Genomic DNA, 25288 nt, shown 5'->3' with positions numbered 1-25288 from the left:
GCGGTCAGCCCCGGTCCCAACTGGGCAACAGGCCGGCGGCCCGGACCTCTGCCAGTGACGGTGCGTCGGCGTCCCGGCCGGAGAGCACCAGCGGGTGATCGTTCGGCCAGTCGATGCCGATCGCCGGGTCGGTGGCGCAGATGGTGTGCTCGCGCTGCGGGTCATATTCGGCTGAGCACAGGTACATCACCGTCGAATTGTCTTGCAATGCAAGGAATCCGTGGGCCAGTCCTTCGGCGATGTACACCGAGCGGCGATCGGTGGTGTCCAGCAGGACCGCGTCCCAGCGGCCGTAGGTCGGTGAACCGACCCGGATGTCGACGACGACGTCGAAGACCGATCCCGACACGCAGGTGACGTATTTGGCCTGCCCGGGGGGCGCCTGGGCGAAATGCAGGCCGCGCAGCACGCCCGCGCTCGACACCGAGCAGTTGGCCTGCCGCAGGTCGAAACGATGTCCCGCGAACCCGGTGAACTCAGCGTCGGTGAACCATTCGTAGAACACGCCGCGGGTATCGGAATGCTGGGTCGGGGTGAGCTCCCAGGCTCCCGGGATGGCCAGTTCGCGCACGTCCACCTCAGCGTCCCAGCGCGGCGTAGCGGGCTTCGGCGGCGTCTTTCAAAGGCGCCCACCAGGATTCGTTGGCCCGGTACCAGTCGATGGTCGCGCGCAGGCCCGCCTCGAAATCGGTGTGCTCCGGTTTCCAGTCCAGTTCGTCGCGCAGCGCCGACGGGTCGATTGCGTAGCGCAGATCATGGCCGGGCCGATCGGCGACGTGGTCGAAGTCATCCGGGTCGTGGCCCATCAGCCGCAGGATGGTCTGCAGCACGCTGCGGTTGTCGCGTTCCCCGTCGGCACCGATCAGGTAGGTGCGCCCGGCATGGCCGCCGGTCATGATCTGCCAGACCGCGCTGTTGTGGTCGTCGACGTGGATCCAGTCCCGCACGTTGGCGCCGCTGCCGTACAGCTTGGCCCGGCGCCCGGTCAGCAGGTTGGTGATCTGCCGAGGGATGAACTTCTCCACGTGTTGGTACGGCCCGTAGTTGTTGGAGCAGTTCGAGATCGTCGCGCGGACCCGATAGGAGCGCACCCAGGACCGCACCAGCATGTCGGCGGCGGCCTTGGTCGACGAGTACGGGCTGGACGGGCGATAGGGGGTCGTCTCGGTGAACCGGCGCGGATCGTCGAGGGCCAGCTCGCCGTAGACCTCGTCGGTGGAGACATGGTGCAGCCGCACCTGATGCGCGCGCACGGCCTCCAGCACGGTGAAGGTGCCGATCACGTTGGACCGCAGGAACGGCTCGGGGTCGGCCAGTGCGTTGTCGACGTGGGTTTCGGCGGCGAAGTGCACCACCGCGTCGGTCTCCGGATTCAGCTCGGCGACCAGCTCGGCGACCAGCGCGGCGTCGGTGATGTCACCCTGCACCAGCCGGATGTCACCGGAGACGTCGGCCAGCGATTCGCGGCTGCCGGCGTAGGTCAGCGCGTCCAGCACGGTGATCGCCGTACCGGGACGCTGCACGAGCGTGCTGTGCACGAAGTTCGCGCCGATGAACCCGGCGCCACCGGTGACCAGCAGACGCATGGGGCAACCCTAACGGTGGCGGGGGCGGCCGCGGGCAAAGCTGCGCTCGCCGGCGGGAAATCCACGACGCCAACCTCGCGTGTCGTGTCGTGAGATCCCCACTCGCGCTCAGTCCTGAGGCGTCAACCCCAGCGGCCCGGCCAGCTCCGTCAGCGTCGGCAGCAGCTTCTTCCAACCACCCAGAACCTGGATCGTCACCTGGTCCGCTCCGGCCTCCAGATGTTCGCCCAGCCGGGCGGCGACGGCCTCCGGGGTGCCGTGGGCCACGACCGCGTCGATCAACCGATCACTGCCGGGCGCGCGCACGTCGCGGTCGCTGAAGCCCAGCCGCCGCCAGTTGTTGACGTAGTTGGACAGCCGCAGGTAGAAGCCGACCGCCTCACGCCCGGTCTCGCGGGCCGCGGCGGCATCGGTGGAGAGCACCACCTTGTGTTCAGGCGCCAGGAACACCGACGGGCCAATCAGTTCGCGGGCGGTCGCGGTGTGCTCGGGGGTGGTCAGATAGGGGTGCGCCCCCGCGCTGCGCTCCGCCGACAGCTCCAGCACCTTGGGCCCCAGTGCCGCCAGCACCCGGCGGCTGGTCGGTACCCCGGCCTCATCCAGGGCGTCGAGGTAGTCCGTCAGGGCCGCATACGGGCTGCGGTACTCGGTGTTGGCCTCGGGGTGGCCGACGCCGATACCGAGCAGGAACCGGCCCGGGTAGGCGGCCTCGATGCGGTGGTAGGACTCCGCGACCGGTTGCGCCGCCGCCGACCAGACGTTGACGATCCCCGTCGCCACCTGCAGCGTCGACGTCGCCTCCAACAGCGGTTCGACAAACGCCAGTTCAGCGGCCGGCGAGCCGCCCACCCAGATCGCGCCGTAGCCGAGCCGTTCGATCTCGGCGGCCTGCGCAGGCGTGGGGGAGCCGCCGGTCCACACCCCGTAGCGGCTCAGGTCGGGTTTGAGTGCGAGCGTGTCCGACATTTGACTTCCTCTGCTCTGGTTACTCGGTGGGCAGCGGATGCGAGTTGGGTGCCGGCGGGGGTTCGGTGGAATCCGGGCGCAGCATGGCCGCCACGTCCACCCCGGACGTCTTCAGCGTCTCCAGCACCTTGGCAATGCCCAATGGACTGATACCCAGTAGACCGCCGATTGCCTCCTGGGCATCGCCGGCGCCGCCGACGATCGAGAGCCGCTCGATGTCCGACAGCGGTGCGGCTGCGGCCTGGGTGGCCTGCACCACCGAGGCCAGCACGTCGGGGAGCATCAGCATCCGGGCCGCCTCGGCGCTGTAGCTGTTGAGGGCGTTGGCGATCTCCTTCTTGCCCTCGGCCTCGGCAAGCAGCTTGGCCTTGGTGCCCTCGGCCTCGGCGACCAGGCTCGCCCTGGCGCCGTCGGCCTCGGCCTGGCGTTCCACCCGCAGGGCGTCGGCGGCCGCCTTGCGCGCGTCGGCCTGGGCTTCACCGGCTTGCCGGGCCGCCTCCGCCTGGGCCTGAGCGGCCAGGATCGCGGACTGCCGCTGGCCCTCGGCGCGGGCGATGTCGGCCTGCCGTTGGGCCTCGGCCGGGGCGATCACGTCGGCCTGCAGAGCGGCCTGGGCCTGCTCGGCGCGCCGCTGCTCCACCTCGATGCGGGCCTGCACCCGGGCGGCCTCCGCCTGCTCGACGGCGATCCCGACATCCTTCTCGGCACGGGCGTGCGCCAAGGGGCCGGCCTGGTCGGCCTGGGCGTTCTCGGCCTCGGTCTGGGCACGTAGCCGGGCCAGCTCGACATCGCGCTTCTGGTTGGCGGCGGCGATCGCGGTGTCGGCTTCGGCCTGGGCGACCGCCCCCTCCTGACGGGCCTTGGCAGACCGGATCTGGGCGTCCCGCTCGGCCTCGGCGGTGCCGACCGTGGCGTCCCGTTTCACCTCGGCGATGCGGCGCTGACCCAGCGATTCGAGATAGCCGTTGCGGTCGGAGATGCCGGCGATCTTGATGACGTCGACCTCCATGCCGATGCGGGCCAGGTCGGTACCGGCTTCCTCGACCACGCTGCGGGCCAGCGTGTCGCGGTTGGAGTTGAGATCCTCGACGGTCATGGTCGCGGTGATGCCGCGCAGGCTGCCGGCCAGGATGTCGTTGATCTGGCGCTGCAGCCCGTCCAGGTCGGAGGTCAGGAAGCGCTGCACCGCCGTCTGCACCGCCTCATCGGCCGAGCCGATCCGGACCAGGCCCACGGCCTCCACGTTGACCGGCACCCCGTTGTTGGACAGCGCGTTCTGCAGGTTGATGCTGACGTTGAACGGCTCGAGCGACATGATGTCGACCCGTTCGATACCCGGCATCCGGAACCGGGCCCCGCCGCGCACCACTTTCGGCTGACCGCGCCCGGTGAACACCGCGACCTCGTTCGGTGGGACCTTGATGTAGTTCTTGACGTAGATCATCGGCAGCCCGACCAGCAGCAACAGTGCTGCGACGGCGATGATGGCCACGATCGGGACAAGGGACATGAGCCTGCCTCTCCAGCTGCGTTACTGAGCGGGTACTGCGACGACGTGCAGGTAGTCGGCGTCGACATCGGCGATGTAGACGCGGGTGGCCTTGGCAAGGGTCTGCGGCTCCGGGCTGATCGCGCGGGCCCGGACCCGGTTGCCGTCGGGGTCGGTGAACGCGACCTCGCCCCACCCGCCCGGCGGCACGTCGAGAGTCACCGTTCCCAGCAGGCCGACGTAGGCCGACCGGCCATGCTGTGAGTTGGATTCCTGTCGGCGCAGGTAGGGCAGCGCCACGCCGTGCAGGATGCCGGCCAGGGTGACCCCGGTGCCGAGCCCGAGCGCACCCGTGGGCACGGCGCCGAAGCCGGCCCAGGTGCCCACCAAGCCGCCGGCACCCGTTCCGACCAGGGCGGCGGCCAACCCGGTCAGGCTCAGGAATGGCATCCCGTCGTGTTCGATATCGGTCAGCAGCAGGGCCGTGAGCAGCGCGATCGCACCGACGGTGAACGCCGCCAGGTACACAGCCGTCACGACGCCTCCTGCCAGATCGAACGGCGACCGCCCGACGGCCACTTCACCGGTTGTGAGGCCATCCTCGCATGCCGCGGCTGCGTGCGAATGCGCGCGCTTTTGGCGTGTGAGGCGGATGCGGGTATCGTAGGTCGACGGTGCGGCGTCCGCGTCGACTCTTGCGTGCCCAGTCTGAGATTCTTGGCGATCTACCTGGAATTTCCTGTCACCGGCTCACGTTTTGCAGTCGTAGTCGATGCTGCGCCGGGCGGGCGCATGCACACGCGACAAGGGTAAGTCAGACACGGAGGATCGCCGGAGAGTAATGGCCAAGAAAGACGGTGCCATCGAGGTCGAGGGTCGAGTGGTCGAACCCCTGCCCAATGCGATGTTTCGCATTGAGTTGGAGAACGGCCACAAGGTGCTCGCCCACATCAGCGGCAAGATGCGGCAGCACTACATCCGAATCCTGCCCGAAGACCGGGTGGTCGTGGAGTTGTCTCCCTACGACCTGTCCCGGGGACGCATCGTCTACCGGTACAAGTAGCTTCAAGCACCGCCGCAGTACGTCAACCAGCGATTAGAACAGGACCACAGCGCCGTGAAGGTGAACCCCAGCGTCAAGCCGATCTGCGACAAGTGCAGGGTGATCCGTCGGCACGGCCGGGTCATGGTGATCTGCTCGGACCCCCGCCACAAGCAGCGCCAGGGCTAGTCCCCGGCAGCACCGCAGACCACAACTGAATGCAGACCTCCCAGTACCAGTGAACGGCTGGCATCTTTAGAGATGGGCCGGCTCACACACGCCCGGATCGGAGGCCGGGCCCCGGAGCTGTTTGGGCCGGGAACGGGCTGGGACCAACACCTCCGCTACGAAAGAGGGAATGCCACCCATGGCACGACTAGTGGGCGTCGATTTGCCGCGCGATAAGCGCATGGAGATCGCGCTGACCTATATCTTCGGCATCGGCCGTACCCGTTCCAACGAAATCCTGGCCGCGACCGGTATCGACAAGGACCAGCGCACCAAGGACCTCACCGACGACCAGCTCACCCAGTTGCGTGACTACATCGAGCGCAACCTGAAGGTTGAGGGCGACCTGCGCCGCGAGGTGCAGGCCGACATCCGTCGCAAGATCGAAATCGGCTGCTACCAGGGCCTGCGGCATCGCCGCGGCCTGCCGGTGCGCGGCCAGCGGACCAAGACCAACGCGCGCACCCGTAAGGGCCCGAAGCGCACCATCGCCGGTAAGAAGAAGGCCAGGTAATCGTCATGCCACCGAAGAAAGTGACCGGGCCCAAGAAGGGGCACAAGACCCGGCGGCGGGAAAAGAAGAACATCCCGCATGGTGCCGCACACATCAAGAGCACCTTCAACAACACCATCGTGACGATTACCGACCCGCAGGGCAACGTCATCGCCTGGGCGTCGTCGGGCCACGTCGGCTTCAAGGGCTCGCGTAAGTCCACCCCGTTCGCTGCGCAGCTGGCCGCCGAGAACGCCGCCCGCAAGGCGCAGGAGCACGGTGTCAAGAAGGTCGACGTGTTCGTGAAGGGCCCGGGCTCGGGCCGTGAGACCGCCATACGTTCGTTGCAGGCCGCCGGCCTGGAGGTCGGTGCCATCTCCGACGTCACGCCGCAGCCGCACAACGGTTGCCGTCCGCCCAAGCGGCGCCGGGTCTAGTCGGGTTCGAGGAGGAGAAACAACATGGCTCGTTACACCGGACCCGCCACCCGTAAGTCCCGCCGGCTGGGCGTCGACCTCATCGGTGGTGACCAGGCATTCGAGAAGCGGCCCTATCCGCCCGGCCAGCACGGCCGCGCGCGGATCAAGGAAAGCGAATACCGGCTGCAGCTGCAGGAGAAGCAGAAGGCGCGCTTCACCTACGGCGTGATGGAGAAGCAGTTCCGTCGCTACTACGAGGAAGCCGTGCGTCGCGAAGGCAAGACCGGCGACGAGTTGCTGCGAATCCTGGAGACCCGGCTGGACAACGTGGTCTACCGCGCCGGCCTGGCCCGCACCCGCCGGATGGCCCGACAGCTGGTCAGCCACGGCCACTTCACCGTCAACGGTGTGAAGGTCGACGTGCCCAGCTACCAGGTGTCGCAGTACGACATCATCGACGTCAAGGACAAGTCGATCAACACGGTGCCGTTCCAGATCTCTCGGGAGACCGCGGGGGACCGCCCGATCCCGGGTTGGTTGCAGGTGGTCGGGGAGCGCCAGCGCATTCTGGTCCACCAGCTGCCGGAGCGTGCCCAGATCGACGTACCGCTCACCGAGCAGCTGATCGTCGAGTTCTACTCGAAGTAACCCGCTCGGGGCCCGTCCCCGAGAACCCCCAAAAGGCATCAAATAGCGGGTGCCAGAAGGAGAAAGAACACCATGCTGATCTCGCAGCGTCCGACCCTGTCCGAAGAGGTCGTGGCCGACAACCGGTCCCAGTTCGTCATCGAACCGTTGGAGCCGGGATTCGGTTACACCCTGGGCAACTCGCTTCGGCGCACCCTGCTGTCATCGATCCCCGGCGCCGCTGTCACCAGCATCCGCATCGACGGTGTGCTGCACGAGTTCACCACGGTCCCCGGCGTCAAGGAGGATGTCACCGACATCATCTTGAACCTCAAGGGCCTGGTGGTCTCCTCCGAGGAGGACGAGCCGGTCACCATGTACCTGCGCAAGCAGGGTCCGGGTGTGGTCACCGCCGGTGACATCGTGCCGCCGGCGGGTGTGACGGTGCACAACCCCGACATGCACATCGCCACCCTGAACGACAAGGGCAAGCTCGAGGTCGAGCTGATCGTCGAGCGTGGCCGCGGTTACGTTCCGGCCGTGCAGAACAAGGTGTCGGGTGCCGAGATCGGGCGCATTCCGGTCGACTCGATCTACTCGCCGGTGCTCAAGGTGACCTACAAGGTCGAGGCCACCCGTGTCGAGCAGCGCACCGACTTCGACAAGCTGGTGCTGGACGTGGAGACCAAGAACTCCGTCAGCCCCCGGGACGCGCTGGCCTCCGCGGGCAAGACCCTGGTCGAGTTGTTCGGTCTGGCACGGGAACTCAACGTCGAAGCCGAGGGCATCGAGATCGGGCCGTCGCCGGCCGAAGCGGACCACATCGCGTCGTTCGCGCTGCCGATCGACGACCTGGATCTGACCGTGCGGTCCTACAACTGCCTCAAGCGTGAGGGTGTGCACACCGTCGGCGAGCTGGTCGCCCGCACCGAGTCCGACCTGCTCGACATCCGCAACTTCGGTCAGAAGTCCATCGACGAGGTCAAGGTGAAGCTGCACCAGCTCGGCCTGTCGCTCAAGGACAGCCCGGCCAGCTTCGACCCGTCGCAGGTTGCGGGTTACGACGTTGCCACCGGCACCTGGTCGGCCGACGCCGGATACGACGAGCAGGACTACGCCGAAACCGAACAGCTGTAGAAGAATTCCGTCCCGGTCCTACCTGATACGGGGGCCGGCCCCATTTAGGAGAAGTCGCAATGCCCAAGCCCACCAAGGGTCCCCGCCTCGGCGGGTCGTCCTCGCACCAGCAGGCGCTTCTGGCCAACCTGGCCACGTCGCTGTTCACCCACGGCCGGATCAAGACCACCGAGCCGAAGGCGCGGGCATTGCGGCCGTACGCCGAGAAGCTGATCACCCACGCCAAGAAGGGTTCGCTGCACAACCGGCGCGAGGTGCTCAAGAAGATCCGCGACAAGGACGTGGTGCACTCGCTGTTCGCCGAGATCGCCCCGCACTTCGCGGACCGCAACGGCGGCTACACCCGCATCATCAAGGTCGAGCCGCGTCAGGGTGACAACGCCCCGATGGCCGTGATCGAGCTGGTCCGGGAGAAGACGGTGACCAACGAGGCCGACCGGGCTCGCCGCGCGGCGGCCAAGGCCGAGAAGGCCGCCAAGGCAGCCAAGGCTGAGAAGCCCGCCGAGGTCGAGGCGGAGAAGGTTGAGGAGCCGGCAGCCGAGGCGGCTGAGAGCACCGACGCCGTTGAGGCCACTCCCGATGCCGCCGAAGAGGGCACCGACGAGTCCTGACGGCCACGCCGAAGTCATCCGGCTTCGGCTCGACATCGCCTACGACGGCACCGAATTCGCCGGCTGGGCGGTTCAGGCCGGACAGCGTACGGTTGCCGGGGTCCTCGACGAGGCGCTGACGACGGTGTTCCGCACCCCGGTGCGGTTGTTCGCGGCCGGGCGCACCGACACCGGCGTGCACGCCACCGGACAGGTGGCCCACGTCGATGTTCCGGTTCCGGTGCTCAAGTACGCCTACTCGCGGACCCGGCGTGACGGTGAGCCGGAATTCCTGGCGCTGACAAGGCGATTGGCGCGCTTCCTGCCGGTCGACGTCCGGGTGCTGCGGGTGCAGCGGACGGTTGCGGACTTCGACGCCCGGTTCTCCGCGCTGCGGCGCCATTACACCTACCGGTTGTCGACAGCGCCCTACGGGGTGTTGCCCCAGTCGGCTCGTTACGTCACCGCGTGGTCGCGTCCGCTGGACGTCGGCGCGATGGCCGAGGCATCACGAAACCTGGTGGGGCTGCATGACTTCGCTGCCTTCTGTCGTCATCGTGAGGGCGCGACCACGATCCGCGACCTGCAGCGCTTTGAGTGGGTGCGCGAAGGTGACCTGATCACGGCCTACGTGACCGCCGACGCGTTCTGCTGGTCGATGGTGCGGTCCCTGGTCGGGGCGATACTGGCGGTCGGGGAGCACCGGCGCGACGCCGCTTGGTGCGCCGATCTGCTGAGCGCCACCCGCCGGTCCAGCGACTTCACCGCCGCGCCGGCGCGCGGCCTGACCCTGGTCGGGGTCGACTACCCGCCGGACGATCAGCTGGGGGCGCGCACCGTCATCACCCGGGATCTGCGCACGCGCTAGGTATTTCGGGGGAATTCTCGGGCGCGAGCGTGCGCAGTTGCACAGCTGCAACGGCGTGTCGGCGTGCAAACACGCTCGCTCGCGGCGAAAAAGGACAGCTACAGCAGCCCGGCGACGAACGAAGCAGCCTGGTTGGTCATACCGGGGGTGTAGCCCGAGTGCGCCGAGAACATCCGCCCGGGCGAGCACACCGGGTCGCCGTCGGTGCACAGGTCGATGGTCTTGAATCCGTACACGGGGCTGTTGGTCAGCGGTTGCCCGATCTTGTTCGACGGGTTGCCGAACACCGCGATCGCCGCAATATGGTCGGCGGCCTCGGGCGGCAACGGCGCGGTGAAGCCGAAGCCGGGCACCGGTGCCGCCGCCACGATGTCGATGATCGCCGCACCCTGCGAGTAACCCCCGAGGATCAGGCGGGTGCCCGGGCAGTTCTCCACCATCCACATGACGTGACCACTGGCGTCGTTGGCGCCATCGGCCGCCCGGCCGAAGTCATAGCTGGCCGGGTAGTTCACCGCGTAGGCGCCGATCGACCGAGAAGTCCGCCCGCGCAGTGAGCTGACCAACGCGTCGCCCACCCGGCCCAGACCCGGTGGCTCGCTGGTGCCCCGGGCGAATACCACCTCGGCGTCCGGGCACCCCTCAGCCGAGGCCGTCGGCATCGACGACGGGGTCGGGTTGGTCAGCAGCGCTGCGGCGACGGCGCCTGCCGCCAGGATGCGGTATGCCTTCACAACGAGAGATTTTAGCCAAAGAAGCGTTGACGAGCTAACTAGTTGTGGTGGAGCTCTCAGCGCACCATCGGCTCGGGCTCGGGTGCCGGTCCGGGAGACCGTAGCCGGCCGGCGACGAAGTTGGCCGCCTGGCTGGTCAGTGCCGGGATATAGCCGTCGGTGTGGTCGGTCCACTCATTGCCGGGACCCTCGTGGCAGATCGGGTCACCCGGGTTGCACAGATCGAGGGCCTTGGAGCCGAACAGGGCACTTTGCTGGCTGATCGGCCCGCCGGTGCGGACCGCGGGGTTGCCGAACGCCACCACCGCCACCACCTGGTCGGCGAGGTTGGCGGGCAGCTGGCTGCCCCAGCTGATACCGCCCACCTGGGTGCCGGTGACGATGTCGATCACCGAGGCGCCCTGCGAGTAGCCGCCCAGCACCAACTGGGTGTCCGGGCAGACGTCGGCTGCCGCCTTGACACGCCGGATCACGTCGTTGGCGCCGTCACCGCCCCCGAGCTGCAGCCGGCCGGCCGGGTAGTTGACCGCATACTCGTCGACCTTCTTCGACGTCTGCTGGCGCAGCGAGTCGATGAGGGCCCGGCCGACCCGGCCAACGCCGGGGGGCTCACTGGTGCCGCGGGCGAAGATGACCTCCACGTCGGGGCAGTCATAGGCCGACGCCACCGGGGTGACGCCCGGTGCCACCGTCGGGACGGTCAACAGTGCGCCTGCCATCAACGCCGCGGAAAACATGCTGCTCAACTGAACGAAACGCATACCCGAAATGGTACCGAAGCTCGATTTCGATACCGACAGCCCTGTGGATGGCCGGACACGGGTGGGCCGGTCTGGCGGTTAGCCTCGGCGGCACGGAGACGGAGGCGTATGGCGAGGCGGGCTACGACACAATTGCAGGTCAACGTGCACCGATTCCTGGCCCGCCGGATGGAACGTGCGCTGCGGTGCGGGCACGCGTCGGCCGGCCCCGCGCCGGGCCGGGCCGGCCTGGGCCTGGGCTGTCTGCTCAGCGCGGTGGTGCTGGCCGGAGCCGTGGTGCTGGCCGTCGTCCGGCCGCAACCGGGCCTCGGTGACGCACCGATCGTGCTGGACCGCGCAACCGGAGCGCTGTATGTCCGCGTCGGCGAGATGATGCACCCGGTGTTCAACCTCGCCTCGGCCCGGCTGATCGCCGGTGCCGCCGACCCGCGGCCGGTCACCGGGGCCGCGATCGGCCGCGCCCGGCGCGGACCACCGCTGGGTATCCCCGGTGCACCCGGGGTGCTCGGCCCGGCACTGGCGGAGACGGCGACCTGGTCACTGTGCGACGACCCGGCCGGCACCACCCTCATCGCCGGGGCCGACCCGCCGCAACCTGCCGGCATCGACCCGCAGGAGGCGGTACCGGTCAGCTCCGGGTCCGGAGCCGCCTACCTGCTGCTGCGGGGCCGCCGGATCCCGGTCAACCCCGCCGATCCGGTGCTGCAGGCGCCGCGGCGGCTCTCGGGGCTGCTGCTCAACGCCATCCCGGAAGCCCCGGCAGCCTCGATACCGGATCTCGGAGATCACCTCGCGGTGCTGCCGGGTTCATCCGGCGGTCCCAGCTTCGCATCTCCTCCGTCGAGCCTCGCTGGACCACCGGCTGCGGTGACGCTGTGCGCGCACTGGCGCGCCGGCGACCCGGCCGGGATCACGCTGTCGGCCGGGCCGCCGTTGCCGGCAGGCGCGGAGCCGGCGGTGCTGGCCCAGGCCGACGGGCCGGGCCCGGCCCTGGACCGGGTCTATCTACCACCGGGACGCAGCGCCTACGTGCGGGCCGCCGGTGTCTCCGGTCAGGGCGGCGGGGCCGGTTACCTGATCGCCGAGACCGGGGTGCGGTACACCGTCGGCGACGATGCCGCGGCTCGCAGCCTGGGCCTGCCCGCCGTGGCTGCCGGGGCGCCGTGGCCGATGCTGGCCGGCTTGCCGGCCGGACCTCGGCTCAGTCGGGAGCAGGCGCTGCTGACCCGCGACGTTGTCGGCGGGCCGTGACCACCCGGCCGGTCGCGGCCGCCACCAGCAGCGTCAACAGGGCGGCGGTACCCGTGATCGCGGTGCGCAACCCGGCTGGCGCGGCGGCGGGCTGCGGTGCCGGTGCGGTGGGAGGCGGTGGTGCCGGCGGCAGGGTCCTTGGGTGATCGGCTGGGGACGTGTCGGAGCTGACCGCCGCCAGCGGATCGATGACACCTGCGCCGACGAAATCGTCGCGGCCGCCCGGCGGATGGTGGGCGGTGGACTTGATCCGGTCCATCACCTGCCGCGGCGTCCAATCCGGGTACCGGGAGCGGATCAGCGCGGCCAACCCGCTGACCACCGGTGCGGCGAAGCTGGTGCCGTAGATCGGCGTGCCGCCTAGGGTGTCGGCCATCGCGTCGCCGACTGTGCTCAGCGACAGCACCGCCTCGCCCGGCGCGGCCACGTCGACCCAGGCACTGGGCCGGGTGAATGCCGACGGAGCGCCGCGGGCATCCACCGAGCCCACCGTCAGCACGTAGTCGTCGTACCAGGCCGGGGTGATGATCATCGGCCCGTCGGTGTCGCACCCGTCGTCGGTGTTGCCCGCGGCCGCGACGACGACGCTGTTGCGCACCTCGACCGCATACGCCAGGGCGGCGCCCAGCGGCCGGTCGTCGAGGCCGGAACCCTGCGGCCGGCAGGCCACCGCCGAGATGTTGATCACCGACGCGCCCAGGTCGGCGGCGGTGCGCACCGCCTTGGCCAGGGTGTCGACGTCGCCGACGCCGGGGGCGTCGCCGGTGGCGGCGAAGTGAGCGCTGGACTGCCGGATGCCGATCACGGTGGCCAGCGGCGCCAGGCCGCCGAATCGGTCGGCCGCGGGATCGGGTCCGGACGCGATGATTCCCGCGACCAGGGTGCCGTGCCCGTCGCAATCCTGGGTGCCGTTGCCGGTGGACACGTAGTCGCCGCCACCGACCAGACCGGGCAGCCTCCGGTGCGCAGCGACGCCGGTGTCGATCACCGCGACACGCTGGCCCGCCCCTCGGGTGAGCGCCCAGACCGCGGGCAGGTCCAGCCCGTCGAGCTGGGTGGGGGTGATGTCCGGATCCCAGGACGGGACCGTGCACACCTCACGCTGCACCGTGGGTCGAGACGGCGCCGCCGGTGCCGGGGCGGGCAACCGGCTGCTGTCGACCGGGGGCGGTGCGACCGCGTTTGCCGGAGGCGCACACGGCGTGGACATCGCGACCACACCGGCCATCACCAACCTTGCGAAGCGGGCGCGGCGCAATGCTTCAGCCCAGGCTCAGTCCGCGGGCGACGCCGTAGACCCCGCACAGCCAGCAGGCCAGCGGCACCAGCGAGCCCAGGGCCAGACCCTCCAGCACCTCCGCGCCGCGGCGGGCCACCGGCGAGCGGGCGCCGGTGAACCCGACGCCGAGCGCCGCCCCGGCCAGCGTCACGGCCACCGCCGCCGAACACGGTCGGGCCACACTGACCGCGGCGAGCAGGGCGATCCCCGTCGCGGCGACCCCGCCGGCCACCAGAATCGCGATCTGTACGCCGTCGGTGTGCGACCGGGCTCGCAGCACCAGCGTCGCACCGGCCACCGCCGCGAACACCACGCCGACCGTGCGGGGCACCCCGGAAACCGGCGCCCCTGCGACCGCACCCGCAGTGCCCAGCACCACCATCACCGCGGATGCGGCCACCAACCCGGACAGCAGGTCGTGAGCGCAGTCCACCCGCGGGGGAGCCGCATCGGGCCGGCGGGACAACCCGGCGAACCCGGCCGCCACCCTTCCGGCGACCCGGATCAGTCCGACCGCGACAACGCCGGCGGCCGACCCGGCGGCCTGCACCGAAATCCCGGTCACCGCAACGGCCATGCCGACGACGGCGAACAGCACCGCCAGCCCGGCCAGGCAGCACAGCATGATGCGTGCCGGGCTGCCGCAGCCGCTGGGGGGAACAGCCAACAGGGCCACCGTCCCCGCCGCAGCAACTCCCAGCAGCGCGTTCGGCAGGCCGGGCCCGCCGGGAACCGCCGCGAAACCGGCGACCCCGACCAGCACCGACGCCGCCAGCGCGGCGGTGAGCCGGCGCGCCACCGGGGTCCAAGGGCGTGCCGCCGCGCGCACGCCGGCCGCCACCTGCTCGGCCGGATCGTCGAAAACGACGTCCGGATCCACGCCTTCGGTGTGGGTCAACACCAGTACCGCACCGTCGGGGATGCCGTGTTGCGCGAGCGTTCTCGTGCCGTCCAGCGCGGATCTTCCGGGCTCGCACAGGCGGTACGGGCGCAGTGATTCGCGGTGTGGGACCAAGTCGGCGATGCCGACGATCAGCGCCGCCACCGGCACCGCGGCCGGCAGTGTCAGGTCGGCGTGCGCGCGGTCGGTGTAAACCGTGACCCGGCGCAGCCCGGACTCGGTGATCGACACGACGCGGCTCCTTCTCGGCTCGGTTGGGCGCACGCTACCGCGCCGGCGGGATGCATGTTTTCGGTGATCCACAGCTGACTTGCCGGCGGAATCGGTGCTGTCTACGGTGTGCCGATGACCGGTCCCGGACCGAACTCGATCTCGCCGCCGGAGCCGGTAGGTGGTGAAATCGCCGTTCTCGCACCACCATCGGTGCCGCACCGAGAAGCGCAGATGGTGTTGACTCGGGTGCTGCCGGTTGTGATGGCTGTCGGGATGCTCGGCATGACCGCGATCGTCTACAGGTCGGGAGTCGCGGCCACCCGTAACCCGGTCTTCGCGCTGCTGCCGCTGATGATGCTCGCATCGGCGTTGGCGACCGCTTTGGCCGGTCGAAAACGTAGTAACCACAACGATATCGACGAAGACCGCGAAGGATACCTGGCCTATCTGTCCGGACTGCGCGGCACGGTGACCGAGAGCGCCGCCGCCCAGCGTGCCTTTCTGCAGTGGTCGCATCCGGAACCGGATGCGCTGTGGATCCTGGCGGGCGGGCCCCGGATGTGGGAACGCCGGCCCGGCGACCGCACGTTCGGTTCGGTCCGGGTGGGGATCGGGCCGGCGGTCGCGGAGACCCGGTTGGTGGCACCCCCGGATGATCCCGCCCGCTTGACCGACCCGGTCACTCATGATGCGCTGCGGCGCTTCCTGGACACCCACGCGGCGGTGCCCGACGTGCCTGTCGCCCTGACTGTGCTGGGGCCGGCCGGGCTGCTGCTGCACGGGGACGGGGACCGAGCGCGCGGTCTGCTGCGCGCCCTGATCTGCCAGCTCGCGGTCCTGCACGGCCCGGATGTGCTGCTGATCGCCGTCGTGGCCTCCGCGAATCCGGGGGCCTGGGATTGGTTGAAATGGCTGCCCCACCATCAGCATCCGTCGGCCGTCGACGCTGCCGGACCGCTGCGGCTGAGCTATCCCGACCTGCCCACCGCCGAGGCCGGCCTGGCCGGTCGCAGGGCCGTTGTGGTCGTCGACGACCCGGCCGGTTTGCGGATGGTAGAGGCGGGTGCGCGGGCTGAGGGCCGGCGGCTGCACGTGAGTGCGACGACGGTGAGCGGCCCCGAGGGGCTGTCCGTGCGGCCGGACTTCCTCAGCCTTGCCGACGCGGTGGTCTGTGCACGACGGCTGGCCGGCCACCGGGCAGCCGAATCCGTTGGTGCAGAAAATGATTGGGCGCGACTGCTGGACATCGGCGACATCGACGGCTTCGACCCGGCGACCGGATGGGTGCGAGCGGCGGCGCAGCGGCTGTGCGTCCCGATCGGCACCGATGCCAGTGGGGACCCGGTACGGCTGGACATCAAAGAGGCCGCCGAGCGGGGCAGCGGCCCGCACGGGCTGTGTATCGGCGCCACCGGCTCCGGCAAGTCGGAGTTCCTCCGGACCCTGGTGCTGGGCATGGTCGCCCGGCACTCGCCGGAGGAACTGAATCTGGTCCTGGTCGACTTCAAAGGCGGCGCAACCTTTCTCGGATTCGAGCAGACCAGGCACGTCGCCGCGATCATCACCAATCTCGCCGACGAGGCGCCGCTGGTGGAACGAATGCGCGACGCGCTGTCCGGGGAGATGCACCGGCGCCAGGAGTTGCTGCGCGCTGCGGGTGTTCCCGGTATCTCCGGCTACGCGCAGGCCCGGCGGAGCGCTGGAGTGGCCCTGCCGGCTTTGCCGTCCCTGCTCGTCATCGTCGACGAGTTCTCCGAACTGCTCCATCAGCACCCCGATTTCATCGACACCTTCGTCGCGATCGGTCGGCTGGGTCGCTCACTGGGGATCCACTTGCTGTTGGCCAGCCAGCGCCTCGAGGAGGGCAGGCTGCGCGGTCTGGAGTCGCATCTGTCCTACCGGGTCTGCCTCAAGACGACTTCGGCCGCTGAGTCCCGAATCGTGCTGGGCACCCAGGATGCCCACGAATTGCCCAACCTTCCCGGGCTGGGCCTGCTGCGCACCGCCGACGGCGACGTGCGGCGATTCCAGACGGCCTACGTCTCCGGGCTATGCCCGCGTCGCCGTTCCGCCAGCGGCAAGGTGCAGTTGTTTACCGCGGTGCCCAGCTGTCCCGCTGACGCGGCCGCCGATCCCGCTGGACGCACTGTGCTGCAGGCGATGCTGCAGCGACTCTCCGGGCACGGGCCCGCCGCCCGGCAGATATGGCTGGCGCCTCTGGGGGATTCGCCGGCCCTGGGTGCACTGCTCGACGGCGAGCATCCAGACCTGACGGTACCGATCGGTGTCGTCGACCGGCCGTTCGAGCAGCGCCGCGGCGTGCTGTCGGTGCGGCTCGACGGCGCCGCCGGACACGTCGCCGTGGTCGGTGCACCGCAATCCGGAAAGTCGACGGCCCTGCACACGCTGATCGCCGCGCTGAGCGCCACCCACGACGCGACCCGGGTGGTGTTCTACTGCTTGGACTTTGGCGGCGGTGCCCTGTCGGCGCTGGAACGACTACCGCAGGTGGGCGCGGTGGCCGGCCGTGGACAACCCGAGCTGGTCCGGCGGATGGTCGCCGAGATGGAGGAGATCCTGGCGCGCCGCGAAGCCCGGCAGGCCGCCGGGGCCGGTGTGGATAACCCGGACCCGGATGTCTTCCTGGTGATCGACGGGTGGGCCGAACTGTGCCGCGAGCTCGACCGTGAATTCGACACCGCGGCAACCATCGTCGCGCTGGCGGCGCGGGGCCTGTCCTTTCGTGTGCACGTGGTGCTGTCCGCGTCACGTTGGGCCGAAGTGCGGCCCGCGTTACGGGATCTGATCGGCACCCGTATCGAGCTGCGGCTGGGGGACCCGGCCGAATCCGAACTGGACCGCCGCCAAGCGCAGCGGGTGCCCCCGGACCGGCCCGGACGCGGCTTGACCCACGACGGGCTGCACATGCTGCTGGCCCGCCCGCAGGAATGGGAACCACTGCGGGACAACGACAACGCAACCGCCCCACCCATCCCGCTGCTTCCGACGGTTGTCGACCGGGCGGATCTGGCCGCCGGTGACAGGCCGGTGCTGGGTATCGACGAACGCGGACTCTGCGCCGTCACGGTCGATTTCGACCGCCAGCCGCACCTGCTGATCACCGGCGACAACCAGTGCGGCAAGACGGCGGTACTGCGCACGCTGTGCCGGGAGCTGGTGCGGACCCAGACCGCGGAGCAGGCGCAGCTGCTGGTGGTCGACTATCGGCGCAGCCTGCTGGGCGTGGTGGCGGCCGAGCACCTGGCCGGATACGCGATGTCGGCGCCCACGCTGGCGGGCCTGCTGCCGGACCTGATCGAGCGGCTGGCGGGGCGGATGCCCGGTGCGGACCTCAGCCCGCAGCAACTGCGCGCCCGCTCGTGGTGGTCGGGACCGCAGCTGTATCTGTTGGTCGACGACTACGACCTGGTGGCCGGTGCCGCCGGCAATCCGCTGACACCGCTGCTGGAATACCTGCCGCACGCCGGTGATCTCGGGCTGCATCTGGTGGTGGCGCGCCGCAGCGGCGGGGCGGCCCGCTCGATGTACGAGCCGGTGCTGGCCGCGCTGCAGGATCTGGGCGCGATGCGGCTGGTGATGAGCACCGACGCAGCGGACTCCCCGTTGGCCGGTTCGGTTCGCGCGGGGCCGCTGCCGCCGGGCCGCGGCACCCTGATCACCCGGGCCGACGGGCAGCGGCTCATGCAGGTGGCATGGGAGCCGTGAGCGGGCACCGGGCGGTGATCGAGGCCGGCCCCGCAACCATCCGCCGGTTGTGCTGCGGCGCAGCCGAATCGGCCCACGCCGCGGCGGCCCTGGACTGGATCGATGACCCGGTCGGGCTGGTGGACGGGCAACCGGTCGCGGTATCCGAGCTGCTGTGCGAGGTGCTGGACTGCGCAGAGCCGGTCGAGTCGGTGGAGGTCATCCACCCGTCGTGGTGGCCGGACCGCCGGGTGCAGCTGCTCATCGCTGCCGCACCGTCCGACGAGGTCGCCACGAGACCGCGATCGCGGCTGCTGTTCGACACCTTCGGCGCCGACGTGGTCGTTGAGATCGCCGGGCGACTGGTCGCCGTCATCGGCTCCGGCACCGACTCCGGCATCGGAGAGATCACAGCCGAGCCGCGCATCGGCTCACCCGCCGAGGTGGCCGACGCGGTGTCGAGCCGGGTGTCGGCGGCGGTTCGGGATCGTCGCGCCGTCGTCGTGATCGATGCCCCAGCCGGGGTCGCCTGCGCCGCGGTGCTCGCGACGATGATCGACCAGCGGCTGCGCCCCGCGGTCCGGGTCATCGTGGTCGACGCGCTGCCGGCCGGCCGCGTCGTTGAGCCCGCTGCCACGTCGCAACCGGCCCCGGGACCGACTCGTCCCGCCGGCCGGCGCCGGCTACCGCTGGCCTTGCCGCTGGCCATCGCCACCGCGCTGAGTGTCGTCGTGCTGGGCCTGCGCGCACACCACGATCCACCGCCGGAGCCCACGACGTATCTGATCGAGGGCCGGGTGGCGGTGCAGGTGCCGGCCGACTGGCCGGCGCGCCGGATCACCGGCGGGCCCGGATCGGCACGGGTGGAGCTCGTCTCGCCCACCGACCCGCAGCTGGTGCTGCACATCACCCAGGCGCCGGCCCTCGGCGACACCCTGGCCGCCGTCGCCGAACCACTGGAGCGGGCGAAGCAACTCGCCGACGCCGAAACGCCCGGCGTCTTCGTCGATTTCGAACCGGCCGGCACCCGCGCCGGGCGGCCCGCCGTGACCTACCGCGAGGTGCGCGGTGACCACCAGATCGACTGGGCGGTTCTGGTCGATCGTGCGGTGCGGATCGGCATCGGGTGTCAGAGTCGGCCCGGGGGCGGGGAGGCGCTGCGTGCGGTGTGCGGGCAGGCGGTGCGCTCCGCCCACGCCGTCGGGCCTTGACTCGCCCGGCCAAACCGACGGGAACCGAAATCGTCCCGCCGCAGTCGAACTACATAACAGCGACCAAACGACAGGGGCAGATGTGACCACATCCACCACACTCAGCGCCGACTTCGACGTCATGCTCGCCGTCGCGGCGGCCACCGACACCCGCAACGAGGAGATCCGGGGGATGCTCCAGACGTTCGTCGGCCGGATGCGGGCGGTGCCGCCGTCGGTCTGGTCGGGCCTGGCGGCAGCCAGGTTCTCCGACGTGCTGGACCGCTGGAACGCCGAGTCGCTGCGGCTGCACCACGCGCTGGCGCGCATCGCCGAAACCATCCGCCACAACGAGCGTGTGTTGCGTGAGGTCGCCGAGACCCATTCGCGCCACATCGCCGCCGCCGGCGACGGAATCTGAGCGGGATCGGACATGGATGCCGCACTGTCGTACAACTTCGAGGAGATCGAATACGCCGTTCGCCAGGAGATCCACTCCACGGCGGCCCGGCTCAACGGAGCGCTGGAGGAGCTGCGGTCGCAGATCGCACCGCTGCAGCAGGTGTGGACCCGGGAATCGGCCGGCGCCTACCACGCTGAACAGCTGCGATGGCAGCAAGCCGCCGGCGCACTGAATCAGATCCTGTTCGAGCTGGGCAGAGCGGTGCGCGAAGGCGCGGCTGAGGTAGCCGATGCGGACCGGCGCGCCGCGGGAGCTTGGGGGAGGTAGGAGAGACCGCCCCCGAACGCGGTGTGGCCCCGATCGGAGGAGAGCCGTCGGGGCCACACCGGCTCATACAGGTAGACGTGCAGCGGAGATTGTGTCCGGGGTGGGCGCCGCGCCATGGACGATGACGCCCGCATTCCCGAGGCCACACGACGGCATATCCTCGACGGTGACCGCAGCGGCGGTGGCCACCGCTTCACTTCACTCGAGCCGAATAAGTCGCTCTTCCCGGAGAGTTGGGACGACGATTTGATCATCGCCGCGATCATTCGCACCTTGGATGGTCCCTACACCACCAGCGACGACCACGAACATCTCCGGGACCCGAATATCCGAAATCTCTATGGCTACGTGGACGGTGTGCGTGTTGTTGTCGGGACTGCCCGTGACGGCAGCGTCATCACCGCTCACCCGATCGACGGAGTCGGCGTGATGCGAACCGGCAAGGAGGATCCGACCCGGCGCAAGAACGTCCCGCTCGGTGCTGTCCGCCACGTACCATTGCCCCATGGACTTGGTCACCCTGGCTGACCAGGCGGTCGCCGCGGCCGACCTGGACGACCAGGCCCGCGGTCGAGCCGACATGGAGATGGAGTTCGGCGACACGGAGATCGCGCTCGGCATCGCAGTGCTGGAGACGCGGAGACCGCTGCCCGACGACTTGCTGGATCGGGTCGCCGCCGGCGCGGCTGCCTGGTACGCCAACGCGGCCTATCGACAACTCGTCCTCGACGCCGTGGCCCGACAGAAGAGCCAGAACGCCGCGTAACGGCCAACTCCCCGTTTTGACCCGCCCCGATCACCGCCGGTAAGCTGCACCGTTGGCGTGCGGTGCCTACCTGGCACAGCGGGTTCTCGGGTCACTGTCGGTCGCCGAGAAAGTTCCCTGCCCACGCTGGACCGGCACCCGGCTCGATCCGGGATCCGCAAGAACCGGGAACGCCCGGCTCGAGGTTAAGAGAGGTAAGCGCTGTGCCCACCTATGCGCCGAAGGCGGGTGACACCACGCGGTCGTGGTATGTCATCGACGCCACCGACGTGGTGCTCGGCCGGCTCGCCGTCGCGGCAGCAACCCTGTTGCGCGGCAAGCACAAGCCGACATTCACGCCGAATGTTGACGGCGGTGACTTCGTCATCATCATCAACGCCGACAAGGTCGCCATCAGTGGCGACAAACTGCAGAAGAAGATGGCTTACCGCCACTCGGGCTACCCGGGCGGGCTGCGCAAGCGCAGCATCGGTGAGTTGATGGCGACCCGTCCCGACCGCGTCGTGGAGAAGGCGATCCTGGGGATGATCCCGCACACCAAGCTGGGTCGTCAGATCCAGCGCAAGCTGCACGTCTACGCCGGGCCGGTGCATCCGCACGCCGCCCAGCAGCCGATCCCGTTCGAAATCAAGCAGGTGGCGCAATGACCGAGACGGCAATCGAAGGCACCGAGACCACTGAGGCTCCTGAGGTCACCGAGACGGTTGAGGTCACCGAGACCGTAGAGGTGCAGGCCGAGGCCGCGCCGGCCTACGAGCCGCACGACCTGGGCCGTCCCATCCAGACCGTCGGCCGCCGCAAGGAGGCGGTGGTGCGGGTTCGGCTGGTGCCCGGCACCGGCAAGTTCAACCTGGACGGGCGCACCCTGGAGGCCTACTTCCCGAACAAGGTCCACCAGCAGCTGATCAAGGCTCCGCTGGTCACCGTGGACCGGGTGGACAGCTTCGACGTCTACGCGCACCTCGACGGCGGTGGCCCCTCCGGCCAGGCCGGTGCGTTGCGGCTGGCGCTGGCTCGCGCGCTGATCATCGTGCAGCCCGAGGACCGGCCTGCGCTGAAGAAGGCGGGCTTCTTGACCCGTGACCCGCGGGCCACCGAGCGCAAGAAGTACGGACTGAAGAAGGCCCGCAAGGCGCCTCAGTACAGCAAGCGCTGATCGGCAGTCACGTTCTGGCAGCGAGCGTGCGTGGAATCGGTCCGACACCGGCGTGTCGGACCGGCAACACGCACGCTCGCGGCGATAAAGGATAACTATGGGTCGACTTTTCGGCACCGATGGCGTCCGCGGGGTCGCCAACCGCGAGCTGACCGCGGAGCTGGCTGTCGCGCTGGGTGGCGCTGCCGCGCAGCGGCTGTCCGCCGGCGCCGGACGCCGGGTGGCCGTCGTCGGCCGTGACCCGCGGGCCAGCGGCGAGATGCTGGAAGCCGCGGTCATCGCCGGATTGGCCAGCCAGGGCGTGGACGCGCTGCGGACCGGCGTGCTGCCGACACCGGCGGTGGCCTACCTGACCAGCGCCTATGAAGCCGACTTCGGGGTGATGATCTCCGCGTCGCACAACCCGATGCCCGACAACGGCATCAAGTTCTTCGGCCCGGGCGGCCACAAACTCGACGACGCCACCGAAGACCAGATCGAGGATCTGGTCGCCGCCGGCCCGGGTTTGCGCCCGATCGGCGCCGGGCTGGGCCGGGTGGTGGACGCCGACGACGCGCTGGACCGCTATCTGCGGCACCTCGGCGAATCCAACCCCGCTCGCCTGGACGGCCTGACCGTGGTGGTGGACTGCGCCCACGGTGCGGCGTTCGAGGCGGCGCCGCGCGCCTACCGGGCCGCCGGCGCCACCGTGATCGCGATCAACGCCGACCCCGACGGGCTCAATATCAACGACGGGTGCGGTTCGACCCATTTGGAGCCGTTGCGCGCCGCGGTGCTCGCCCACGGCGCCGATCTGGGGCTGGCACACGACGGTGACGCCGATCGGTGCCTGGCCGTCGACGCCGCCGGCAACGTGATCGACGGCGACGCCATCATGGTCGTGTTGGCCCTGGCCATGCGCGCCGCCGGCGAACTGGCCGGCGACACCCTGGTGGCGACCGTGATGAGCAATCTCGGACTGCACCTGGCCATGCGCGATGCCGGGATTGCGGTGCACACCACCGACGTTGGCGACCGTTACGTGCTCGAGCAGTTGCGGTCCGGCGGCTTCACGCTCGGCGGTGAGCAGTCCGGCCACATCGTGCTGCCCCAGGTCGCCACCACCGGCGACGGCATCATCACCGGCTTGCGACTGATGGCCCGGATGGCCCAGACCCGCACTCCGCTGGCGGCCCTGGCCTCGGCCATGCGCACCCTGCCCCAGGTACTGATCAACGTCGAGGTCACCGACAAGGCCGACGCGGTGGGGCATCCCGCGGTATGTGCCGCGGTGCAGCGTGCCGCCGACGAACTCGGGGATACCGGACGAATCCTGTTGCGTCCCTCCGGAACCGAGCAGCTCGTCCGGGTGATGGTGGAAGCCGCCGACGAGGACACCGCCCGCCAGACCGCGGTCAGCGTCGCCGAAGCGGTGCGCGCCCGGCGCTGAATTGAGGGGAACCGCCGGAGCCCCGGCACCGTCATACCCGTATGGGACGACAACAGGTGTACCTCGACTCCGCCGCGCTGCGCTCGGTGGCGGAATGCTTGGAATCGACCGCGGCAGCCATCGACAACTCCGTCCGTAACCGCTTGGGCGGCTTGGTGTTCGACGGCACAACCGCCGGACGAGATCATGTCGGAGCGGGGGAGGCCCTGCGCCGCGCGCTGCAGTCCTGGGCCCCGGAGCTGACTCGCTGGTCGCGGGCCAGCACCGAGATCGCCACCGCACTGCGAACCGGGCTGGCGCGCTACCAGCACGCCGAGGCGACTGCCGCCCAGCGGGTCGGTTGAGGGTGGCGCCGCGACACGACGTGCCAGCGCGGCTGGCGGACGGCCGCCAGGCCGTCACGCACGCCCAGACCTACGTGTCGGCCTGCCGGCGACTGGGCTACCGACATCCGGACCTCACCGGATACGACGGACAACTCGCCGACTGCTACGACAGTGAAGCCGGCCTTGACCTGCGGATCCTCGACGCCGATTGCGCCGCACTGGCTGCGCTGGCCGACGCTGCCGACGACGCACTGCGCCTGCAGCGCGCGCAACTGCCCGAGTTGGCCACCGCCTGGCGCGGTCCGGGAGCCGACGCCGCCGAGGAGTTCCTGCGCCGGCACTGCGACGCCGGCGCCGAGCTGACGGCCCGGCTGCGCGCGGCGGCCGCCGGCTGCGGCGTGCTGCGCGACGAGTTGTGGCGGTTGGTGGACGCCAAGGTGGCGGCGGTGCTGGCCGTCGACGACCGGGTGGGTGCTCAGCGGCCGGCGTGGCTGGCGGCCGCTCACGCGGTGAACTCCGGCGCCGACGACCCGCACGCCGTCGACATCGTCGAAAGGCAGGTGATCCCATACGTGGACAACGACATTCGCGGCGAATGGGTGTCTGCGGTACGGGCGGCGAAAGACGGGGCCGCGGCAGCCTACGGTGCGGCGACGGCCACGGCTGACCCGGGGCCGGGCGTGGTGTTCGCGGTTCCGGGTGACCTCGGCCCGGTCGCGGAGGCCGGCGAGCCGGTGCGCTCAGCACCGCCGTCGTTTGGGTCGATGGTGGCGCCGGCGGAGATGCCACCCGCGGAGCCGCCGGTTCAGCGTGCGGACGCTCCACCCCCCGCGTCCCCGGCACCGCTCGACGACGTCCCGACAGATCTCGGTGTGCCGCAGGGGCTCGGCCTGCCCGGCGGACTCGGGTTGCCCGGCGATCTGGGGTTACCGTCGGGCGGGCTGCCGGGTGGTCTCGGTGGCCTGGGCGGACTGGGCGGGTTACTGCCGCGTCTGGCCGATGCCCTGGGCGATCCCGGGATCGGCGATGTGTTCAACGATCCATCCGATGATCGAACCGGGACCGACGACAGTCCCGATGACTCCGCGGACTCCGGTGATCCCGATGGCGCCGATGACCCCGAGGCGGAGTCCGAACCGGCGGTTGAGACCGCAGCCGAATCCGAAGCCGAACAGGCCGAGGAGGCCGAACCGGCCGAAGACGTCGCACCGGAGCCGGTAGCCGCGGAAACTGCGGATACCGAAGAAGCCGGGGAGTCCGGGGAGGCTGAGCCAGCCGCCGAACCCGCGCCGAAGACCCCGTGCGAGATCGCCGCCGAGGAGTTACCGCAGGTAGGGCAGTGATCGGAGACGGCGCACGGCCCCGCTTGGTCTGAAGGTCGACGTCACCAACGTGGCCGAGG

29 protein-coding genes are annotated in these 25288 nt (G+C 70.0%); 20 read left to right on the top strand and 9 right to left on the bottom strand.

The annotated features are described in order from the left end of the window. Positions 1-4: 4 nt before the first annotated feature. The 5 genes from rfbC to AWC16_RS01430 form a co-directional block, all read right to left on the bottom strand. Positions 5-577, bottom strand: a complete 573-nt coding sequence (rfbC, locus tag AWC16_RS01450) for a dTDP-4-dehydrorhamnose 3,5-epimerase (RefSeq protein ID WP_085263052.1) — start codon at positions 575-577, stop codon at positions 5-7. Between the two features lies 1 nt (position 578). Then, on the bottom strand, positions 579-1586 hold the full coding sequence (gene rfbB, locus AWC16_RS01445) for a dTDP-glucose 4,6-dehydratase (protein ID WP_085263051.1): 1008 nt from the start codon (positions 1584-1586) through the stop codon (positions 579-581). Between the two features lie 108 nt (positions 1587-1694). Then, positions 1695-2552, bottom strand: coding sequence for an LLM class F420-dependent oxidoreductase (locus tag AWC16_RS01440; protein ID WP_085263050.1), 858 nt, complete (start codon positions 2550-2552; stop codon positions 1695-1697). A gap of 19 nt (positions 2553-2571) precedes the next feature. Further along, the gene (locus AWC16_RS01435; protein ID WP_085263049.1) at positions 2572-4062 is read right to left on the bottom strand and encodes a flotillin family protein; all 1491 of its coding nucleotides are present in this window, start codon (positions 4060-4062) and stop codon (positions 2572-2574) included. Between the two features lie 21 nt (positions 4063-4083). Further along, positions 4084-4578 (bottom strand): NfeD family protein, encoded by a 495-nt coding sequence (locus AWC16_RS01430; RefSeq protein WP_085263258.1) that lies wholly within the window; start codon positions 4576-4578, stop codon positions 4084-4086. A gap of 304 nt (positions 4579-4882) precedes the next feature. Here AWC16_RS01430 and infA point away from each other — a divergent pair, with 304 nt between their 5' ends. The 8 genes from infA to truA all read left to right on the top strand — a co-directional run bounded on the left by infA (position 4883) and on the right by truA (position 9445). Further along, entirely contained in the window at positions 4883-5104 is a 222-nt protein-coding gene (infA, locus tag AWC16_RS01425; protein ID WP_003418601.1) for a translation initiation factor IF-1, read from the top strand. Between the two features lie 54 nt (positions 5105-5158). Next, on the top strand, positions 5159-5272 hold the full coding sequence (rpmJ, locus tag AWC16_RS01420) for a 50S ribosomal protein L36 (RefSeq protein WP_003879483.1): 114 nt from the start codon (positions 5159-5161) through the stop codon (positions 5270-5272). A gap of 178 nt (positions 5273-5450) precedes the next feature. Continuing rightward, positions 5451-5825, top strand: a complete 375-nt coding sequence (gene rpsM / locus AWC16_RS01415) for a 30S ribosomal protein S13 (protein WP_085263048.1) — start codon at positions 5451-5453, stop codon at positions 5823-5825. Between the two features lie 5 nt (positions 5826-5830). After that, positions 5831-6241, top strand: coding sequence for a 30S ribosomal protein S11 (gene rpsK / locus AWC16_RS01410; RefSeq protein WP_085263047.1), 411 nt, complete (start codon positions 5831-5833; stop codon positions 6239-6241). Between the two features lie 24 nt (positions 6242-6265). After that, positions 6266-6871, top strand: a complete 606-nt coding sequence (gene rpsD / locus AWC16_RS01405) for a 30S ribosomal protein S4 (protein ID WP_085263046.1) — start codon at positions 6266-6268, stop codon at positions 6869-6871. Positions 6872-6943: 72 nt separating this feature from the next. Then, the gene (locus AWC16_RS01400; protein WP_085263045.1) at positions 6944-7987 is read left to right on the top strand and encodes a DNA-directed RNA polymerase subunit alpha; all 1044 of its coding nucleotides are present in this window, start codon (positions 6944-6946) and stop codon (positions 7985-7987) included. 59 nt (positions 7988-8046) lie between these two features. After that, positions 8047-8598 (top strand): 50S ribosomal protein L17, encoded by a 552-nt coding sequence (rplQ, locus tag AWC16_RS01395; RefSeq protein ID WP_085263044.1) that lies wholly within the window; start codon positions 8047-8049, stop codon positions 8596-8598. After that, positions 8567-9445 carry a tRNA pseudouridine(38-40) synthase TruA gene (gene truA / locus AWC16_RS01390; protein ID WP_085263043.1) on the top strand — a complete coding sequence of 293 codons (879 nt, stop codon included), beginning with the start codon at positions 8567-8569 and terminating at the stop codon, positions 9443-9445. Before rplQ ends, truA begins: the two co-directional genes overlap by 32 nt. A 98-nt stretch (positions 9446-9543) precedes the next feature. Here truA and AWC16_RS01385 read toward each other — a convergent pair whose 3' ends face one another. Both AWC16_RS01385 and AWC16_RS01380 read right to left on the bottom strand, forming a co-directional pair. Beyond that, on the bottom strand, positions 9544-10179 hold the full coding sequence (locus AWC16_RS01385; RefSeq protein WP_085263042.1) for a cutinase family protein: 636 nt from the start codon (positions 10177-10179) through the stop codon (positions 9544-9546). Positions 10180-10235: 56 nt separating this feature from the next. Then, a complete protein-coding gene (locus AWC16_RS01380) occupies positions 10236-10940 on the bottom strand; it encodes a cutinase family protein (RefSeq protein WP_085263041.1) in 705 nt (234 codons plus the stop codon). 108 nt (positions 10941-11048) lie between these two features. Between AWC16_RS01380 and eccB the strand changes: the two genes are divergently transcribed. Next, positions 11049-12191, top strand: a complete 1143-nt coding sequence (eccB, locus tag AWC16_RS01375; protein ID WP_085263040.1) for a type VII secretion protein EccB — start codon at positions 11049-11051, stop codon at positions 12189-12191. Here eccB and mycP read toward each other — a convergent pair. Together mycP and AWC16_RS01365 are read right to left on the bottom strand one after the other, a co-directional pair. Then, positions 12142-13419, bottom strand: a complete 1278-nt coding sequence (gene mycP / locus AWC16_RS01370) for a type VII secretion-associated serine protease mycosin (RefSeq protein WP_085263039.1) — start codon at positions 13417-13419, stop codon at positions 12142-12144. The genes eccB and mycP overlap by 50 nt on opposite strands. 34 nt (positions 13420-13453) lie before the next feature. Then, entirely contained in the window at positions 13454-14602 is a 1149-nt protein-coding gene (locus AWC16_RS01365; RefSeq protein WP_165759144.1) for an EsaB/YukD family protein, read from the bottom strand. A 114-nt stretch (positions 14603-14716) separates the two neighbouring features. On the opposite strand from AWC16_RS01365, the gene eccCb reads away from it, so the two are divergent. The 11 genes from eccCb to AWC16_RS01310 all read left to right on the top strand — a co-directional run bounded on the left by eccCb (position 14717) and on the right by AWC16_RS01310 (position 25229). Further along, positions 14717-18310, top strand: a complete 3594-nt coding sequence (gene eccCb / locus AWC16_RS01360) for a type VII secretion protein EccCb (RefSeq protein ID WP_085263037.1) — start codon at positions 14717-14719, stop codon at positions 18308-18310. Further along, positions 18307-19500 carry a type VII secretion-associated protein gene (locus tag AWC16_RS01355; protein ID WP_085263257.1) on the top strand — a complete coding sequence of 398 codons (1194 nt, stop codon included), beginning with the start codon at positions 18307-18309 and terminating at the stop codon, positions 19498-19500. The genes eccCb and AWC16_RS01355 overlap by 4 nt, the downstream gene beginning before the upstream one ends. Before the next feature lie 82 nt (positions 19501-19582). Beyond that, positions 19583-19900 carry a WXG100 family type VII secretion target gene (locus tag AWC16_RS01350; RefSeq protein ID WP_109561233.1) on the top strand — a complete coding sequence of 106 codons (318 nt, stop codon included), beginning with the start codon at positions 19583-19585 and terminating at the stop codon, positions 19898-19900. A gap of 12 nt (positions 19901-19912) precedes the next feature. Beyond that, positions 19913-20209 (top strand): WXG100 family type VII secretion target, encoded by a 297-nt coding sequence (locus AWC16_RS01345; protein ID WP_085263035.1) that lies wholly within the window; start codon positions 19913-19915, stop codon positions 20207-20209. Positions 20210-20323: 114 nt separating this feature from the next. Beyond that, a complete protein-coding gene (locus AWC16_RS01340) occupies positions 20324-20737 on the top strand; it encodes an EndoU domain-containing protein (RefSeq protein ID WP_085263034.1) in 414 nt (137 codons plus the stop codon). Continuing rightward, the gene (locus AWC16_RS01335) at positions 20715-20975 is read left to right on the top strand and encodes a hypothetical protein (RefSeq protein ID WP_085263033.1); all 261 of its coding nucleotides are present in this window, start codon (positions 20715-20717) and stop codon (positions 20973-20975) included. The genes AWC16_RS01340 and AWC16_RS01335 overlap by 23 nt, the downstream gene beginning before the upstream one ends. Positions 20976-21178: 203 nt before the next feature. Continuing rightward, the gene (gene rplM, locus AWC16_RS01330) at positions 21179-21622 is read left to right on the top strand and encodes a 50S ribosomal protein L13 (RefSeq protein WP_085263032.1); all 444 of its coding nucleotides are present in this window, start codon (positions 21179-21181) and stop codon (positions 21620-21622) included. Continuing rightward, on the top strand, positions 21619-22131 hold the full coding sequence (gene rpsI, locus AWC16_RS01325; RefSeq protein ID WP_085263031.1) for a 30S ribosomal protein S9: 513 nt from the start codon (positions 21619-21621) through the stop codon (positions 22129-22131). Before rplM ends, rpsI begins: the two co-directional genes overlap by 4 nt. A gap of 97 nt (positions 22132-22228) precedes the next feature. Beyond that, positions 22229-23560, top strand: a complete 1332-nt coding sequence (gene glmM, locus AWC16_RS01320; protein WP_085263030.1) for a phosphoglucosamine mutase — start codon at positions 22229-22231, stop codon at positions 23558-23560. Positions 23561-23601: 41 nt separating this feature from the next. Next, on the top strand, positions 23602-23904 hold the full coding sequence (locus AWC16_RS01315) for a type VII secretion target (protein ID WP_085263029.1): 303 nt from the start codon (positions 23602-23604) through the stop codon (positions 23902-23904). Positions 23905-23924: 20 nt separating this feature from the next. Continuing rightward, positions 23925-25229 carry a hypothetical protein gene (locus tag AWC16_RS01310; RefSeq protein WP_234812074.1) on the top strand — a complete coding sequence of 435 codons (1305 nt, stop codon included), beginning with the start codon at positions 23925-23927 and terminating at the stop codon, positions 25227-25229. Positions 25230-25288 lie beyond the last annotated feature (59 nt).

The sequence above is a fragment of the Mycolicibacter longobardus genome (assembly GCF_002102265.1).
Taxonomy (GTDB): Bacteria; Actinomycetota; Actinomycetes; order Mycobacteriales; family Mycobacteriaceae; genus Mycobacterium; species Mycobacterium longobardum.
The sequence above is the reverse complement of the archived record's forward strand: the minus strand, read 5'-3'. Positions and strand labels throughout refer to the sequence as shown.